This window comes from Rheinheimera pacifica (genome assembly GCF_024809855.1).
GTDB lineage: Bacteria > Pseudomonadota > Gammaproteobacteria > Enterobacterales > Alteromonadaceae > Alishewanella > Alishewanella pacifica_A.
Genome location: NZ_JANUEM010000002.1, coordinates 495,576 through 513,243 on the forward strand (window position 1 = coordinate 495,576; position 17,668 = coordinate 513,243).

Here is a 17,668-nt window from a genome sequence, read left to right on the forward strand (position 1 = left end):
ATGCTGGAAGCCGGTATTCGCCGTGGCACTATTCTAACCGTAGCGGTATTGATTATATGCGTACTGGGTATTGTGGCAGCATTGCGTATTCCGGTACAGATGATCCCAGACCTTGAAATACGCACCATCAGTGTGGTGACCGGTTGGCCCGGTGCCACCCCGCAGGATGTGGAAAAAGAAATTTTGATCGAGCAGGAGCGCTATTTACGTACCCTGCCGAATTTAAAGCGCATGGTATCGCGCGCCAGTACCGGCTCGGCTGAGGTAGAGCTGGAGTTTCCGTTTGGGGTAGACGTAAACGAAGCGCTGATCCGCGTCAGCAATGCGCTAAGCCAGGTATCCGCTTACCCGGAAAACGTTGACCAACCCCGCTTATTCAGCAGCTCATACTCCAGCAATGCTTTTATGTATTTTCGCCTGATGCCACTAAGCGGCAATCCGCTTAAGCTGGACATGGATATGCTGCGAGATTATGCCGAAGACTATGTGAGGCCGCAAATGGAGCGGGTGCCGGGCGTGTCTGAAGTGGGTGTTAGCGGCGGTGCCGAGCGGCAGGTACAGGTGTTGGTTGACCCTGCCAGGCTGGCACAGCGCGGCATTAGCCTGACTGCTGTGCGTGATGCCATACGGGCGCGCAACCGTGACAGCTCGGCCGGTGATATCGACAGCGGTAAGCGCCGCTATTTGCTGCGGATGGTAGGCCGTTTTGATCGTATCGATGAGCTGGAAAACCTTATTCTTAGCCAGCAGGGCGATAATCAGGTGCGGCTAAAAGATGTTGCCACCATAGTGCTGGACCACTTTGAAGTACGTAATCTGTCGTTTGCTGACGGCGAACAAACGCTGGGGTTGTCGGTACGGCGGGAGCCCGGCTCTAATGTGATTAATATTAAGCAAAGCATATTAGAAGTTGTCAGTCAGGTTAACCGCGATATGCTGGCACCTAACGGTCTGCAACTGATGCTGATAGGCGACGACGTGCGTTATGTTGAAGATTCTATCGCCAATGTTTGGGTTAACCTTGCTTTAGGCGCCTCGCTGGCAACTTTGGTTATGTATCTGTTTTTACGCTCCGGCCGCGCTACGCTGGTGGGAGTGATTGGCATACCCATTTGTACCATAGCGGCGTTTTTAGGCCTGCTGGCGTTTGGCCGTACCATAAATGTTATATCGCTGGCGGGTGTTGCTTTTGCTATCGGCATGACGGTAGATAACACCATAGTGGTGCTGGAAAGCATCGAGCAGGCACGAAGGCGCGGCCTGGACCGCATTGAAGGCGCTATTGCCGGTGTGCGTGATGTCTGGCCTGCGGTGCTGGCCTCTACCTTGACTACTGTATTGGTGTTTATGCCGGTTTTATTTGTCGAGCAGGAAGCCGGCCAGTTGTACTCCGACATCGCCATTGCCATTGCTGCGGCGATTATCGCCTCTATGCTGGTGGCGGTGTTTGTGGTACCGGCAGCTATTGCCCGGCTGGGTTTTGGTAAAAGCGCGGCGATGTACCAGAACAGCATGCACCCGGACAGCACGGGTGATAACAGCCAGAGCCTGGCCCCCGGTGCTATTTTGCGTCTGGTGCAGGCAGTTATCCGTACCAGGCTGCGCCGCGGCCTGGTATTGACACTTACCACCTTGCTTACACTGGGCGCGGCCTGGTATTTAATGCCACCGGCAGAATATTTACCCGAGGGTGAAGAGCCAAAAGCATTTTCGTCAATGATAGCACCGCCCGGTTATAACCTGTCAGAAATGGCAGAGATAGCAAAGGAGATCCGCAGTTATCTTACTGCTGAGGTCAATGCTGATCCGGCACTGTTTGACCGGCGCGAAACCAGTATGCCGTCGCTGCAGTATTATTCGCTTAGCGTTTCAGTAGGGCGCATCTGGGTTATGAGCGAGCCGACCCGGGCGCAAGATATCAATGCCATGATGGACGCAATAACAGATAAATTCCGCCAGTATCCCGGTATGCGGGCCTTTTCGGCGCGCGGCTCCATTATCAGCAGCAACGATGGCGGTACCCGCGCGGTAGCACTGGATATTTCCGGCCCGGATTTAGCCAGTTTATACAGCACCGCAGATGCCGCCTATGTTGCCGCAGGCCAGCTGTTTGATAACCCGCAGTTAAGCTCAGAGCCTTCGTCGTTGTCGTTGGATCAGCCGCTGATAGAAATCCGCCCGCGCTGGCAGCGTTTGGCCGAGCTTAACTTCAGCGCTGCCGATTTTGGTTTTGCTGTATCGGCACTGAGTGATGGCGCCTTTGTTGATGAGTTTTTTCTGGCAGACGACAAAGTTGATATTTTTCTGTTTAGCAGCGCCGGGGCAGAGCAAAGCCTGTCGCGGCTGGCGCAAACCCCGGTGTTAACACCACAGGGTGCCATATTGCCACTTAACAGCCTGGCCGATCTGGTTGAAGTAGCTGACAGTGACACCCTGCGCCGGGTAGACGGCCGCCGCACGGTGACGCTGTATATCGTGCCACCTCGAGCTGTAGCGCTGGAAACTGCAGTAGCCATAGTGCAGCAGCAACTGGTACCGCAGCTGCAGCGTGATGGCGCGATAGCCGCAGGCGTTACGCTGGACATTTCCGGTGCATCGGATCAACTGGATGAAACCAAAGCCGCGCTGGGCAGCAATTTTGTTATCGCCATCGTATTAATTTACCTGTTGCTGGTGGCCATTTTTACCCACTGGGGTTACCCGCTGTTTATTTTGGCTACCGTGCCGCTGGGGCTGGCCGGGGGGCTGGTTGGCCTGACAGCCATTAACGGTGTAAGCAGTGCATTGGCGCTGGTAGGGCTGGGTGGTTTTCATCAGCCGTTTGATATGATCACCATGCTGGGTTTTTTAATTTTGCTGGGTACTGTGGTGAATAACCCGATTTTAATAGTCGATCAAAGCCGCAATAACCTGCGTAGTGGCCATATGGCGGTAAACGAAGCCGTAGTGCAGGCCGTGGCAACGCGGCTTAGGCCGATTCTTATGTCTACTGCTACCACGGTATTTGGTTTGGCGCCGCTGGTGTTAATTCCGGGCGAGGGTACCGAGCTGTATCGTGGCGTGGGTATTATTGTGCTCTGTGGTTTGGTGTTTTCTACGCTGATCAGCCTGACATTTTTACCGGCGCTGCTGGTAACGGTGCTTAGCCGTGTTCGGGGAAAAACACAAAGCGGATCACTTGTGCCGCTACCAGTGCAATCATCAGCGGAATAATATAACGGCTGAGTTTGGCGGTTTTTTCAGTGTCGCGGCTGCCGTATTTTTCAGCCAGTGTTACCAGAATAAACAGGGCGGCAAACAACAGGGCTAAAATGGTAATTAAGGTTGTCATGGTGTGCTCCGTAGCAAGGTTGTGGCAAAGCTTACCCTGTTTAAACTTTAGTTTCAAAAAGGCCCTGCGACCGCTTCGCGCTAAAATAACCGCATGCTATGCTGCACAGAGTTTATAGCTAAGTTAAAGGACAAAAAATGTTATTGGCAGTAGTCGCGTTAATTGCCGGTTTGGCACTTCTGGTATGGAGTGCAGACCGCTTTGTTGATGGTGCAGCCGCCACCGCCCGTTATGCCGGTATGCCGCCGTTATTAATTGGTATGCTTATTGTTGGTTTTGGTACTTCAGCACCGGAAATGGTGGTGTCGGCCATGGCTGCCGCCGATGGCAACCCGGCACTGGCGCTGGGTAATGCTTATGGCTCTAACATTACCAATATTGCGCTGATCCTGGGTTTGGTTGCCCTGCTTAGCCCCGTTGCTGTGCACTCACAGGTGCTGCGCAAAGAGTTGCCTATTTTAATGCTGGTAACCTTATTCGCCGGTTGGCTACTGTTTGATCATCAGCTCAGCAGCTTCGACGCCTGGTGCTTACTTGGGGTATTTTTTGCGTTAATGGGCTGGTCAATCTGGCAGGGTATGCGTAACCCACAGGATGCACTGGCCACTGAAATGAACGACGAGCTGGCAACTGCCCAGAGTATGACATTAAAGCAAGCTATTATCTGGCTGGTAGTGGGCCTGGTTTTATTAATTGTTGCTTCACGTATGCTGGTGTACGGTGCTGTGTTTATAGCCCAGGGGCTTGGCGTTAGCGATTTGGTAATTGGCTTAACGGTAGTGGCTGTTGGTACCTCGCTGCCCGAGCTGGCCTCGTCATTAATTGCGATTAAAAAAGGCGAACATGATATTGCGCTGGGTAATATTATCGGTTCAAACCTGTTTAATACACTGGCCGTGGTAGGTATTGCTGCCATGATAGAGCCAATGGCAGTTGATGCCGTAGTGCTTACCCGTGACTGGACATTAATGGCTGTATTAACCGCGGCAATATTTGTTATGGGTTACGGCTATAAAAAGCAGGGCCGCATTAACCGCTTAGAGGGCGGTATTTTGCTGGCGGTATTTATTGGTTACACCGGTTATCTGGTTAGTACTGTTATTGCTTAACATGGCTATTGTTTAACACAGACAGGGCATTAATGGCCGCGCCGCGCACCGAACTCGACAGTGGATACTACCTGCAGCACTTTAACGAGCTGCTGCAGTTTGTCGCGGCGCACTATCAGGGGGTATTAACCGCCGATAGCCGGGCCTTATTGCAGGATTTTGCTGCTTTAAGCACCGCCGCGCAGCAACTGCTGGTACGCATGCTAAACCGCAAAGGCAGCGTATTTGCCGATACCGAGCTGAGCTACAGCGAAATTGGCCCAACCGCACCGGTGCTGGATGAGTTAACCCGGGCCGGTTTTACTGCACCGCTAACGGAAGCTGATCTCGCCGATTTCTGGCTGCGTTTATCTAAAGATACCTTATGGCAATTACTGCAACTGGCAAAAGCAGAGCTGGCTGAAACCGGCTTAGCCGATATTAGCAGCATAAAGAAAAGCCAAACCAAGCCGCAGTTGCTGGGCGCAGCCTTAAAGCTGCCGGTAAACTGGCTGGCATTAATAGCGCAATTGCCGCAGCGCTATGTGGTGCTGCAACGCCAGGACGCACTTAACTATATTTACTTTCTCTATTTTGGCCGTCTTGAGGCCAACTTATCATTATTTACCCTGCGTGATTTAGGCATCCGCCAAACCGGCCAGTTTAAACAGCAATTTACGCCGCGCTTTACCGAAGCCGCTCAGGCACTGCTGGCGTATCAGCTGGCTAAAGCCAAACCGGCCATTATCGAGCTCGGCAAGCAGCTGAAAAAGCAGCCGGACAATGCTGCCGGGCTGCTAAGCCAGTGGCTTACCGAGGTAGCGCAATGGCCCCTGCCAGACGATAACAGCTTACTGCTAAAGCGTAGCGAGCGCTGTTATCAACTGGGCAAACTGGCCGAGCAATATAAGCTAACCGATAGTGCCATTGCGTTTTATCAGCATAGCAATGGCTTTCCGGCCAGTGAGCGTTTAGCCCGGCTTTACGCCCAAACAGGCGACGAGCAGCGCTGCCAGCAGTATTTACAGCAGTTATTAGACGATCCAAGCTGCGACGAAGAATGGCTGTTTGCCGACGATCTTTACCAGCGTAAATTTGGTGGAACTACCAGTGGCCGTAAAAGATCGCAGCTTACGCAATTACTGCACGACGCGCCGCTGATTGGGGTAGACGAGCTGTATTTAGGCAAAGCCGATCAGGGCTTAATGGCGCATTATGCCGCACAGGGTTATACGGTATTTCATGCCGAGAACAACCTCTGGCTGGCGCTGTTTGGCCTGTGGTTCTGGCATGAATTATTCGAGCATAATAACAGCGCGTTACATAACCCGTTTGAGCGCAAACCGCGTAACCTGGCAGCCGGTGGCTTTTATCAGCAGTTTGAAAGCGAGATAGAGCAAAAACTAAACCAGTTGGCTGCACCAAGCGCTGCCAGCACATTGCTTAGTGCTTTAACCACGCATTACGGCAAAGCCAACAGCCTGTTTTACTGGCACAGCGATTTAGCAGAGCAGTTACTGCCGCTACTGCAACACGCACCCAAAGTGGAAGGTGTAAGCAGCCTGGCAGCAATACTGCGCGCCATGGCGCAGGATTTTAGCCGCCACAGCAGCGGTTACCCGGATCTGTTTTTGTGCAGAGATAACCAGCTGCAGTTTATCGAAGTAAAAGCACCCGGCGATAAAATACAGCGCCATCAGTTAGCCCGGCTGTTAGCCCTCAACAATGCCGGTTTTAACGCCCGTATTGAAAAATTGCAGTGGATAGTAGATCCCAACCGGCTATATGTAGTGCTGGATGTAGAAACCACCGGTGGCAAAGCGGGGACAGATCGCGTAATCGAAATTGGCGCGGTTAAAGTACAAGGCGGCGAGGTGTTAGGCACCTTTAGCACCCTGCTAAACCCCGGCCGTTATATCCCGTCTTTTATTAGCCGCTTAACCGGTATCAGTAGCAGTATGGTGGCCGATGCACCCACCTTTGCTGATATCGCCACTAAGCTCGCCGAATTTTTACATGGCGCGGTGTTTGTGGCGCATAACGCCAAGTTCGATTACGGCTTTATCCGCGCTGAGTTCGCCCGTTTAGAGCAGCCGTTTGATATGCCGCAGCTATGCACGGTAGTTAATATGCGCCGTTATTATCCGGGGCTGCAGTCTTACAGCCTGGGTAAGTTGTGCGAAGAGTTCGACATTAAACTTAATAACCACCACCGTGCACTGGCTGATGCCACCGCGACGGCGGAGTTATTAAAGCTGATTAATGCCAGGCGTTAGATGCTATAAGCGATTAGCGGAAAAGTAAAAGGAGGCAATGTGCACCCGGAGTTCTGGCACGAAAAGTGGCAAAAAAGACAGATTGCCTTTCATCAGGCAGCGGCCAACCCTTTGCTGGTAAGCTGGTTTAATCAGCTGACACTCGCGCCTGGCGCTAGTGTTTTTCTACCACTGTGCGGTAAAAGCCTCGATATACACTGGCTATTGGCGCAGGGTTATTCGGTTATTGGCGCCGAGTTAAGTGAAATGGCAGTGCAAGAACTGTTTGCGGAGCTTGGCTTAACCCCCGGTGTTAGCAGCGTGGGTAGCTTGCAGCTTTATCAAGCTGACCAGCTGCAGGTGTATGTCGGTGATATTTTTCAGTTATCAAAACACACCCTCGGCCCGGTTGCCGCCATCTATGACCGCGCCGCGCTGGTCGCCTTGCCTGACGCTATGCGACAGCGCTATGCACAGCACCTGATAACCCTCAGCCATGCTGCGCCACAACTGGTTATTTGTTTTGAATACGACCAAGCGCAACTACCAGGCCCGCCGTTTTCGGTTGATAGCGTTGAGATGCATCAACTCTACAGCGGTGTTTATGATCTTAACTGCCTGGAAAAGCTTGACGTGCCAGGTGGGCTAAAACGCAAGTGCCAAGCCAGCGAGATTGGTTGGCTTTTGAAGCCAATAGAATCAGAGCAAAATTAAACTATGCTGAGGTATCAGGTTTAATCTTTATCTGGTCCTAATAATTTTTAAGCGAGTGCAGCAATTCCAGCGCGTTGCGAAAGTAGTTGGTAAAAACCTTATTGCATTTGATGCGGGTATCCTAATTTTGAACGTATACGGGGTAAAGCATGATGGCGGAGACTGGCAAAAAGAGCTGTCGAGGGAAATGACCGGATTTGGGCTTGGGGTAATTGCCGGTTCAGTCATTGGCGGGGAAATTACAGCAGTGCTGACTATAGCTCTAATTGCCACACCATATGGCTGGGTCGTTGCAATCATTGGTGGAGTGATCGCAGGTATCGCTGCCGCAAAATTATTTGATGCTGGTGGCAAACAGTTGGCAGACTATTTGTGGCAGCAAAGCTCTATGAATGGGACGAATTAATACCTGCAAATTTTCTTGATGTATTAACGTTGTCTTTTGGTCTTAGTAGTCTTAATTGGCTTGTATCAACGATTTTCTTTATACGTTTATCAGTGATTTACATTGATAAAGAACTAGAGCGTAAAGGTGTTGGTAAGCCTGAATGGGATGGAATTGGTGTCAGGGTGGGGGTTTATGCACTGGCAATTCTGTCTAAGTGGTTTGCTAAAACGCCTATGATTGCAGGACCTGAGGTAAGAACTATTGCTCGTCGAATGGATTATTACCTCGCACTATGGTTTCAAATATCGTTAGTTCTGGCGATAGTGTCTGCTGTAGCGTTGTACCCGTTCATTCCAGACTAATTAAAAAGTGTGTGCTAAACAAACCGATGGGCTAACTTGGATCTTGGACAAATTGACAGAATGACGCTACAGGAAAGATTGGGAATTTTAGCTGCTGTTTTTTATTAATTGGGGCGTCACCACCATCCTATTCGAAGGATTAAAAGATGAATACTTACGCTGACAAAACACAGGAAAACAAAAGACATTCTTCGGCGGATGTCTTTTCTCACAAGCAGACAGGTAGTAAGTCTCCTTTTCAATTTGTGGATAATCGTTCGGAGGCTGTTGCGCAAAGAAAACTGCAAGAGATGGCTGACAATAGCAATAGTAGTATGGCGATCCAGCGTCAAGTAAATGTCATATTGCAAGGTAGTAGCTCATCCAAGAAAAAGGTATTAGTGGCACGAGGTAATGTAGAGGATTTCAACGAGGGTATTGATGCTGGGGATGAAGGCTGGTTGGGGGTGACTAAATATCGGGCCCGATACACGGTAGAAAGTACAGATGGCAAATATAAAAACACAGGCTCTGTAGGCCCCCTGAAAAATTTGTTTACAGAAGCAAACCGAGGACATGTGTTGGCAAAGAGGAACGGTGGAGATGGCGCGGACGAGGAAAATGTGTTTGCTCAGGACGGTGGGGCAAATAATGGAACATTCAAATCGTTTGAAGCTGAGATGAGCGGCATGTTGGGTCAGTACGATGATGATGATGGTGTGGAATTTGTTTGTTATCTGGAAGGAAATAACATATATCAGGGAGACATTGCAGATGCTGCGGAGAGTGCAGCCAGTGACATATCATCTGAGGAGATGGATTCAGACAGTGGCTAAAAATCATTAAAACGGTTTTCATCTGTAGTTTTGTTCCAACTTCGCTTCAATCAAAAAATCAATAGAGTTAGTGGTATGGATTTTGGTGCAACTTGGTAAGCTGGCGCTGCCGGTTTTCTCAACCCTGAACGGCAACGCCAATTGGTAATTAGCAGTCAAGTTATTAGCAGAGTAGTGTTATGCGGTATCTGGTTTTAGTCTTGTTTACGTTGTTGTCACAGCCGGTGCCGGGTGCACCACTGTTAAAGCATAACACCGTGGATTTTATCGGTTGCCAGTGGCAGCTTGGTGAGAGTTACAGCATGCAAACTGATGAAGTGGGTAACCTGTATTTTGCTGATGCCAGCGGTTACCAGCAGATAGAATTTATGCAGCTACCATACAACCCGAACGGCGGGGAATACATAAATTCAGAGTTGATGCAGGTAAAAAAACTAAAGGTTATAACGAAAGATCACCGTGAAATGCGCTTTTATCAGCTGACGGAGCAGATCCCGGAGCAGACAGACTCGCCATTTATTACCTATTTTGCCGTGGCTGAAGCCACGGCAGGCCATGTGTTGTTCTTTAATGTGCCCGACAGTGAAATTAGCCGGGTGTCTGCCAGTTGCTTCTGACCTAAACCAACAGTGCCGGTATTTACAGGCTCAGGCCACTGGCAAAGATGTCTCTAACTGCGGTAGCCATAAGTTGGCTTGGCTGTCACTGCGCTGTTTCTTCTGTTAAACGCTTCTGTAGCCGCTGTTTTATTGTCTGCGAATAAAGCACACAGCCGTTGGCATCGGTTAAACCTTCACTGCTTTGCAGTCGCGTGCGCATATTACTGGCCGACGGATGGGGCGTTAGCAGAATTTGGCAATCAAGTGCTGCCAGTTGATCCAACCCGGCCCGGTAAGCTTTCAGGTAACTAAGATGCTGGCTAAAACGGTAACTGTCGCTGCTAATAGGCGACAAGCTGTCGGCGTACACCAATACCTTACACTGCTGCGCTTCACAACTTGTCCACTGCCAGCTTAATGCGCCAGGGGTATGCCCCGGTGTTGCTACAGGCATCAGGCTTAGCTGCCCTAAGGTAACGGCTTTGCCTGCTGTAACCAGGCCATCCACCCTTGCAGCCGGAAACGGCTCGTGCATGCCGGCTTGCGGATCGGCCGCAGCTACCACACCGCTGCTGAGCACCGGTGCCGCCGCAGGTGAGGCCAGCAGTTTTGCACCACTTAATTGCTGCAACTGCGCTAAACCGGCCACATGATCGAAGTGCTCATGGCTTTGCAGTAGCAGTTTTACATCACTCAATGAAAAGCCCAGCGCGCGGATATTAGCGGCGATAACATCTGCACCGGCTTTTGTGGCGCCATCGATCAGAATATGGCCGTCAGTGCCGGTAATCAGAATAGCGCTGATACCACAGGTACCGACATAGTAACTGTTAGCATAAATTTGATACGGTGGCCCGGCTTTATCCCAGTCGTCCCAGTCGGCACAGCTGTTAACCCAGTTGCTTGCCGGTGGTGCTGGAGGGGTTACCGGCGTTGTACTGCAACCGGCCAGTACAGCAGCAAAACTTAATGCACCTGCAAATGAAAAATAGCGAATACTTTTAGCCAGAGTCATAACCCGCGCCTTAGTAGTTGGCGGTACATAGAATATACGCCGCCATGGCAAATTTGATGGGCTAAATATTAACAGGCAGTTTAGTTAAGGCAAGTACAGGAGCAGGAATGTCATGTGGTATTAGCTCTAAATACCAGCGCAACAGCAATAGTAACATTTGTGCTGCACATTTCTTGCTATCATATAACCCCTGTATTGGCTGTAATAAAGCGATATTCGCTGCAACGCTAAGGTATTATCGGGCATGCTTATCAATATTTATAACAAACTCCCCGCAGTAGTGCGGCACTGGCTTAGCATTTTAGGGGCGGCATTTCGGCATTGGCTGGGTAGCCAGGCGTTTATTTATGCCGCAGCACTGGCGTTTTTTACGGTGTTTTCTATTGCTCCTATTTTGGTGGTAGTGGTGGCGCTGGTTGGGCTGGTAATGGGCGAGAGGGCCGTGCAGGGCGAATTGTTTGCCCAGCTTGAGGAAACTCTGGGGGCTGATGTTGCAGGTATAGTGCAAACTGCCGTGGTAAATTCGCAGATTGACCAAAGTGGCATCCTGCCAGCATTAATTGGCATCCTGGCCACTATCGTCGGAGCAACTACCGTTTTTGCGCAAATGCAGCAGTCACTGAATCAGATCTGGGATGTAGCACCCCGCCCGAAACGGAATAACCTGTGGGTGTTTATGAAAAGCCGGTTATTGTCGCTAACTATTATTCTGGCTATTGGTTTTATTATGTTGGTGTCATTGCTGTTATCGGTGGCACTGCGCAGTGTTATGGCATTTGCTGAAGAGTGGTTACCCGTGCCGGGCTGGGCTATGGTGGGTATGGAGTTAGTGCTGTCGCTGCTGGTGATTACCTTACTGTTTGCTGCCATGTTTAAAATTCTGCCCGATGTACGGCTGTCCTGGGGAGATGTGCTGCTTGGGGCCTTTATCACCGCTATTTTGTTTACGGCTGGCCGGTCGCTTATCTCTATATATCTGGCCTATACCGCCACCGCATCGGCCTATGGCGCTGCCGGGTCTTTAGCATTACTGCTGCTGTGGGTGAATTATTCTTCCATGATTTTGCTGTTTGGCGCGGCCTTTACACGGGCGCACCTGGAAGGCAGAGGCAAGCCTATCCGCCCCAAGAGTGTCGCCGTTTGTGTGCACCGGGAGTTAATTGAAGAGGCTCCGCCGCGCTAAGGCTGCGGCAGCAATTTTGCAGATTGGGCCATATTGGGTTTTAATGCTCAGTAACCTACACAGCAGCCTGTTGCAGGTAACAGGGCCTGATGAGAGAGAGTAAATGGCACAGCGCGAACGCGGTTTTTTCGGTTGGATATGGTGTGTTATCTGGCGCTCGGTGCTGTTACTGCTGCTATTGTTACTGGCACTTTTACTGACGTTACGCTTTGTACCGCCGCCTACATCGGCCTTTATGCTGCAAAGCCCGTATCCGGTTAGCCAGCAATGGGTAAGCATTGATAAACTGCCGGCGCATGTGGCGCTGGCAGTAGTTGCTTCGGAAGATCAGCGTTTCCCTGAGCATTTTGGCGTAGATATGGCCGAGATAAAAAATGCCCTTGAACGCTTTGATGATGGCGGCGGCCTGCGTGGTGCCAGCACTATTAGCCAGCAAACGGCAAAAAACCTGTTGTTGTGGCCGGGGCGCAGTATGCTGCGTAAGGGCCTGGAAGCCACACTGGCACTAAGCCTGGAGGCCATTTGGGGCAAAAAGCGTATTCTGGAAGTGTACTTAAACATCGCCGAATTTGGTAAAGGCATTTACGGCGTAGAAGCCGCCAGCCAGCACTATTTTGGCAAACCAGCCAGCAGGCTAAGTGCTAACGAAGCCGCCCGGTTGGCTGTAATGCTGCCAGGCCCACGCAGCCGTGACCCACGCCAGTTAACCCCTTACCTGCGAGAACGTGTTGCCTGGGTTGAACGGCAAATGCGGCAATTGGGCGCGGGCTATTTAAAGCCGGTGCTTAATTAACAAAACAAAAAGAGTAGCAATACTTAAGTTGCCTTTTAAGTGGTAAGGCTAAAACCAGCTAAAAAAGGAATCAGGCCTGATGCACATCTGCCAACTTAACACTCTCGCCATAGCGGTATTACTGGCATTTAGCAGCCCCGCCAGCCTGGCAGAATCTGCCAGCACAGCAGGTAAAGAGTATCGCCATGCTAAAGAACCTATCGGCACGGTGCGCCAGCTGTACGATGGTAAACTGTATCCGGATATTCAGGTTAACACCTTTCGCAATATCGACCGACTGTTTCCTACCCGCACAGTTGCCCGTGGTAAAGCTGTAAGTGTATTGCCGCTAAGCAAGCAGCCATTGCAGGATTTTTCCTACAGCGTTGATGGCAAAATCTATGATTTATACGACGTGTTATCAATGAACCGCGTCAGCGGCATGCTGATTATCCATCGCGGTGAAATAGTGTTCGAGCAATACCTGCTGGGTAATGATGAGCATAGCCGCTGGATGTCGATGTCGGTGGTTAAATCTATTACCGCAACCTTAATTGGCGCGGCAATACATGACGGCTATATCAACAGTATTGATGACCCTATCGTTAACTATCTGCCACGTTTTAAAGGTACCGCTTACGATGGTGTAACGGTTAAACACCTGCTGCAAATGAGTTCAGGCGTGGCCTGGAACGAAACCTACACAGATCCTGCATCAGACCGGCGGCGCATGCTGGAGGCTCAAATAAGCCAGCAACCCGGTGCAATTTTGCAGCTGATGGCGTCGTTACCGCATGCGGCACAACCCGGCACAGTATGGAACTACAGTACCGGCGAAACCCAGTTGGCTGGCGCGCTGGTGCGCTCCGCTACCGGTAAACCGGTGGCGCAGTATCTGTCAGAAAAAATCTGGTCGAAGTTGGGCATGCAGGCAGACGCCAACTGGTGGCTGGAGTCTGCAAATGGCCTGGAAATAGGCGGCAGTGGCTTGTCGGCAACCTTACGTGATTACGCCCGTTTGGGCTTATTTTTGCTAAATGATGGTGTTATTAACACAGCAAATGGCAGCGAGCGGGTATTGCCGTAAGGCTGGATGGCAACCGCTGGCAGCAGGCAGGTTATCGGCGGCGAAACCGTTGATTATGGCTATATGTTTTGGCCGATGCATGGCAGAAGTTATGCCGCTGAGGGCATTTTTGGCCAGTATCTGTTTATTGACCCGGATAAGCAGCTGGTGGTGGCAATGTGGAGTGCGCAGGCTAAACCGCTTAACCGTGCCGGATTAAATGAATACACCTTCTTGCAGGCACTTTCTGATCATTTTAAATAGGCTGGGTTTGTACTTGCTGAAACAGAGCAGGCCACTATACTTTTTGTTTTGAACAAAAAGATATTAAATAATGATTAAAACGTTAAATATTTTGTTGTTTATCTGCTGTTTTCATTTCTGCTTTCATTTGGCCGCAGCCACCAAGCCCGACTTGCTACTGGCTGAAGTGTATAACGGCAATATCAACGTACAGCAATACTGGGTGAGCGAAAAGCTTGATGGTGTGCGCGCTTACTGGGATGGTAAACAGTTAATTTCACGTGGTGGTAATGTTATTGCGGCACCAGAGTGGTTTGTGGCAGATTTTCCGGCACAAAAGTTAGATGGTGAACTGTGGTTGAGCCGCAATAAGTTTGCCGATACGTTAAGCATTGTCAGTAAGCTTCAGCCAATAGATAGCGAGTGGCAGCAAATCCGCTATTACATTTTTGAGCTGCCCGATGCTGCGGGTACTTTTACTGAGCGCGTTGAAGCTATGCAGCATCTGGTTTTGCAACACAACAGCCCTTATTTAATGCTGGTAGCGCAGTTTCGTATTGCAGATCATACTGCGCTGCAGGCCAAGCTTAGCGAGCTGGAAAATAAAGGCGCCGAGGGGTTAATGCTGCACCAGCAGGATGCCTTATATAAAACCGGCCGCAGCAGCGATTTGCTTAAACTAAAAAGCTATCAGGATACGGAAGCCGAGGTTATTGGCTACCGGCCGGGTAAAGGCAAGTATAAGGGTATGGTAGGGGCGCTAATTGTTAAAACGGCGCAAGGTAAAGAGTTTGCCATTGGCAGCGGTTTAACCGATGCACTGCGCCAGGCGCCGCCAGAAATTGGCAGCATAATTACCTATCGTTACAACGGTTACACCAATAATGGCATTCCGCGCTTTGCCCGGTTTTTAAGGGCGCGGCAAGATTTTTAGTAAGCTGGCGGGTGGTAACGTTGCTGATGCCTGTTGCTTTTAATTTAACTGCATCAGCATGATATGGCGGTTTTATTCTATTGCCAAAAAACAATTTTTATTTTGGTTTGGGGCCAGGTAAAAATAATATCATTTTTTTCTCCATTCAATATCACACCGAATTTTATCTTCTGGCTTAGATTCTACTTACTTGGCATATAACGCAATGTGCCGGGATCTCAACAGTTTATATTTGCGATGCAAAACTGTTGCCTCAGGAAACTGTAGACGGAGCCTTAGTATGAAACTGATAACCCTTACCGCAAGCTGTTTTTTATGTGCTTTACCACTGCTGGCTGATGATACTGCACCCACTTCAATTGATTATGCCATGTACTTTCAATCATCAATTAAAGATGCTGAATACTGTTCAATGAAACTGGTGTCGGGCCAGTTGCAGGCAGTTAATAAATATAATGGCAAGCTGATAAGTAACCCGGCGATGACTTGCCCGGATATGTTTTCGTGGAAGTTGTTTGCCGAAGTGATAACCGACAAGTTCTGGTCGCACTGGGCAGATGAACAGCAAAACTGGCCGGCTGAGCCTTATCCGCTATGCCAGGCAGGGCAAAAGCCCGGTGCTGGTGTGCAATGCTGTTTACCCGGTGATAAAAACAATAACACGGAACATTGCCCGGTGTTTCCGGGGGAGCAGTTTAAATCGCAGCTGACCACGCTGGCAAAAGCCAAACCGGAAAATGCTGAAGCACAAGCCAGAAGCAACGCATTAAAACGCCACACCCGTTTACCATTTCACAGCCAGTTAAACCCGCTGACTAAAGTAAGCTCAGAGGCCATGTTAAAGGCTGCGCAATCGGGCAATGTCGAGGTAGCGTCGTGCAGTGCCGTGCCGGTAAATGGCAAAACAGAAAATATGATACCGGCGATATATCAGGCCTTTAACCCGGCTTCTGCCGAAAGTGTTGGCCGGGTGATCCGGCAAACCAATGCTGAGCTGACAGTACGTAATCAAACATTCCATGACTACCTGTTCCGCAATAACCTGTACAACGCCAATGGTGCTTTAGATGTGTTTTTTGCCAGCCAGACCAATATGCTGCAAGACGCACCATATCGCAAAGCCAACCGTTCAGCGCAAGCCGGGCAGGCATCACAGCTGGTGAAAATAGATCTGCCACCGGATGCAGTAATGATCAAAAGTAACTGGCTGTATCAGGGCCTGGCGGCGCAATTGGGTATGAATGCCGAAGCCAGCGCTTATGTCAGTAAATACCTTGCCACCCAGATAGACCTAAACGCACTGGGCTTGTCTGCTGAAACCGGGGCAAGCTGCAACCTGGAAGGCATTCATTATCTGGTGGCATTTCATATTTCATCAAAGGATATCCCCAACTGGGTGTGGACAACCTTTGAGCATATCGCCTTGCCCGGCCGCTGTGATGTAACAGGCTGCAACGATGCTTATGGCTATAACAGTGCCGACCAGCGGCCAGCCAATACCGCAGCTAACTATGTGGTGCCCAACCAGCATTCAGATAAGCTTAACCAGAGCAGCATAGTATTTAACCCGGATGCCGGTTACCCGACTGAAAGTATCCGGCAGGAATGGCAGCAACTGCTTAGCGCAATGAATATTGGTACCGGCAGCAGTAATAACCCGTTTGAGCCCACTGCTGCACATAAAGCCTGGTTGAACTACCGTTTGAAAGGCTCACAGGTTGAGTTTGTTAATGCTATCGGGCAGCCGACATTTTTGGGTAATTCAGTCACTGAGGCAGGTTTTATGGATGGCTCAAGCTGTATTGGTTGCCATGCACGGGCGGGGGTAGCGGCTTTAGGCACCAAGCAGGGCGAAAAATTAAACCCGGCCACCAGTTTTAAACACTTTTTAGCTTTATCAGTGTTTGAAACCAGCCTGTCTGACTTTGGCTATTTCCGCAGCCATAACGGCACGCCCAACCCGGCCTGGTATTACCGCGACAATAACTCATCACCCCAAATGGAGGTGATGCAGGCTGACTTTATCTGGGGCTTTTTAAATGCCCAACCGCTTGTGACATCAGACAGCGCGAAGTAAGTTACACAGCTGCATTTATGGCCTGAGCGGTAAATGCAGCTTAACCAGCAAACGGCAACATGCCCTAACAACAGCACAAGATAAACTTTTTTGCCATATATCAGCATAACTTGAACTAACAAAACAGAAACAGCCAGGCGTATAATCAGGCTTCGTGTTACCTTTTAGGAAGTACAAATGTCGGACGTGATCAGTAATTTAAACTGGCGCTATGCCACCAAAAAATACAACCCGGGCAAGGTTGTTACGCAAGATAAAGTGGACTTAATTCTGGAAGCCATCCGGTTAACAGCTACATCCAGCGGTTTGCAGCCGTATGAAGTGCTGGTGGTAACCAACCCGGCACTGCGTGAGCAAATTAAACCGCATGCCTGGAACCAAAGCCAGATCACTGACAGTTCACACTTACTGGTGTTTGCCGCCTGGGACAATTACACCGCAGAGCGTATTAACCAGATGTTTGATTTAACCAACGAAATTCGTGGTTTTAAAAACGAAGGCTGGGAAAACTACCGCGCAATGCTGCTGAATACCTATCCGCAGCGTGATGCGGAAACCAATTTCCAGCATGCTGCCCGTCAGGCTTACATTGGTTTGGGTTCAGCATTGATTGCCGCAGCAGAGCTGAAAGTAGACAGCACTCCAATTGAAGGCTTTGACCCGGCTAAAGTAGATGAAATACTTAACCTTAAGCAAAAAGGTTTACGTTCGGTAGTGTTAATGCCGCTGGGCTATCGCGCAGATGAAGGCGACTGGTTGGTTAATCTGACTAAAGTACGCCGTAGCCGCGAGCAGTTTATTACTGAAGTAAACTAACACCCTGTAA

Annotated in this window: 17 protein-coding genes; 15 read left to right on the plus strand and 2 right to left on the minus strand. The window is 49.9% G+C overall.

Going from position 1 to position 17,668, the window contains the following annotated elements; translation table 11 throughout:
* Positions 1–3,213, plus strand: coding sequence for an efflux RND transporter permease subunit (locus tag M2404_RS05125; RefSeq protein ID WP_259238644.1), 3,213 nt, complete (start codon positions 1–3; stop codon positions 3,211–3,213).
* Here the strand turns inward: M2404_RS05125 and M2404_RS05130 are convergent.
* Positions 3,143–3,331 (minus strand): hypothetical protein, encoded by a 189-nt coding sequence (locus M2404_RS05130; protein WP_092796178.1) that lies wholly within the window; start codon positions 3,329–3,331, stop codon positions 3,143–3,145. The two genes, M2404_RS05125 and M2404_RS05130, sit on opposite strands and share 71 nt — an antisense overlap.
* A gap of 137 nt (positions 3,332–3,468) precedes the next feature.
* Here M2404_RS05130 and M2404_RS05135 point away from each other — a divergent pair, with 137 nt between their 5' ends.
* From M2404_RS05135 to M2404_RS05165, 7 genes are all read left to right on the plus strand, one after another.
* Positions 3,469–4,440: a calcium/sodium antiporter gene (locus tag M2404_RS05135; protein ID WP_259238645.1), complete on the plus strand. Its 972-nt coding sequence runs from the start codon at positions 3,469–3,471 to the stop codon at positions 4,438–4,440.
* Between the two features lie 32 nt (positions 4,441–4,472).
* Positions 4,473–6,695 (plus strand): exonuclease domain-containing protein, encoded by a 2,223-nt coding sequence (locus M2404_RS05140; protein ID WP_259238646.1) that lies wholly within the window; start codon positions 4,473–4,475, stop codon positions 6,693–6,695.
* A 39-nt stretch (positions 6,696–6,734) separates the two neighbouring features.
* A complete protein-coding gene (tmpT, locus tag M2404_RS05145) occupies positions 6,735–7,388 on the plus strand; it encodes a thiopurine S-methyltransferase (protein ID WP_259238647.1) in 654 nt (217 codons plus the stop codon).
* 55 nt (positions 7,389–7,443) lie between these two features.
* Positions 7,444–7,794, plus strand: a complete 351-nt coding sequence (locus tag M2404_RS05150; RefSeq protein WP_259238648.1) for a hypothetical protein — start codon at positions 7,444–7,446, stop codon at positions 7,792–7,794.
* Positions 7,761–8,138, plus strand: a complete 378-nt coding sequence (locus M2404_RS05155; protein ID WP_259238649.1) for a hypothetical protein — start codon at positions 7,761–7,763, stop codon at positions 8,136–8,138. The genes M2404_RS05150 and M2404_RS05155 overlap by 34 nt, the downstream gene beginning before the upstream one ends.
* A gap of 146 nt (positions 8,139–8,284) precedes the next feature.
* Positions 8,285–8,953: a hypothetical protein gene (locus M2404_RS05160; protein ID WP_259238650.1), complete on the plus strand. Its 669-nt coding sequence runs from the start codon at positions 8,285–8,287 to the stop codon at positions 8,951–8,953.
* 179 nt (positions 8,954–9,132) lie between these two features.
* Positions 9,133–9,570 carry a hypothetical protein gene (locus M2404_RS05165; protein ID WP_259238651.1) on the plus strand — a complete coding sequence of 146 codons (438 nt, stop codon included), beginning with the start codon at positions 9,133–9,135 and terminating at the stop codon, positions 9,568–9,570.
* Positions 9,571–9,655: 85 nt separating this feature from the next.
* Here M2404_RS05165 and bla read toward each other — a convergent pair whose 3' ends face one another.
* Entirely contained in the window at positions 9,656–10,567 is a 912-nt protein-coding gene (gene bla / locus M2404_RS05170; protein WP_259238652.1) for a subclass B3 metallo-beta-lactamase, read from the minus strand.
* Between the two features lie 244 nt (positions 10,568–10,811).
* On the opposite strand from bla, the gene M2404_RS05175 reads away from it, so the two are divergent.
* The 7 genes from M2404_RS05175 (at position 10,812) to M2404_RS05200 (ending at position 17,658) form a co-directional block, all read left to right on the plus strand.
* On the plus strand, positions 10,812–11,750 hold the full coding sequence (locus M2404_RS05175; RefSeq protein ID WP_259238653.1) for a YihY/virulence factor BrkB family protein: 939 nt from the start codon (positions 10,812–10,814) through the stop codon (positions 11,748–11,750).
* 103 nt (positions 11,751–11,853) lie between these two features.
* Complete coding sequence (gene mtgA / locus M2404_RS05180) at positions 11,854–12,543, plus strand: monofunctional biosynthetic peptidoglycan transglycosylase (RefSeq protein WP_259238654.1); 690 nt, start codon at positions 11,854–11,856, stop codon at positions 12,541–12,543.
* Between the two features lie 79 nt (positions 12,544–12,622).
* Entirely contained in the window at positions 12,623–13,609 is a 987-nt protein-coding gene (locus M2404_RS20265; protein ID WP_310503064.1) for a serine hydrolase domain-containing protein, read from the plus strand.
* Between the two features lie 6 nt (positions 13,610–13,615).
* The gene (locus M2404_RS20270; RefSeq protein ID WP_310503065.1) at positions 13,616–13,852 is read left to right on the plus strand and encodes a hypothetical protein; all 237 of its coding nucleotides are present in this window, start codon (positions 13,616–13,618) and stop codon (positions 13,850–13,852) included.
* A 70-nt stretch (positions 13,853–13,922) separates the two neighbouring features.
* Positions 13,923–14,765, plus strand: coding sequence for a DNA ligase (locus tag M2404_RS05190; protein ID WP_259238655.1), 843 nt, complete (start codon positions 13,923–13,925; stop codon positions 14,763–14,765).
* Positions 14,766–15,045: 280 nt separating this feature from the next.
* Positions 15,046–16,842 carry a hypothetical protein gene (locus M2404_RS05195; protein WP_259238656.1) on the plus strand — a complete coding sequence of 599 codons (1,797 nt, stop codon included), beginning with the start codon at positions 15,046–15,048 and terminating at the stop codon, positions 16,840–16,842.
* A gap of 177 nt (positions 16,843–17,019) precedes the next feature.
* The gene (locus M2404_RS05200; RefSeq protein WP_259238657.1) at positions 17,020–17,658 is read left to right on the plus strand and encodes an NAD(P)H-dependent oxidoreductase; all 639 of its coding nucleotides are present in this window, start codon (positions 17,020–17,022) and stop codon (positions 17,656–17,658) included.
* The last annotated feature ends 10 nt before the right edge of the window (positions 17,659–17,668 follow it).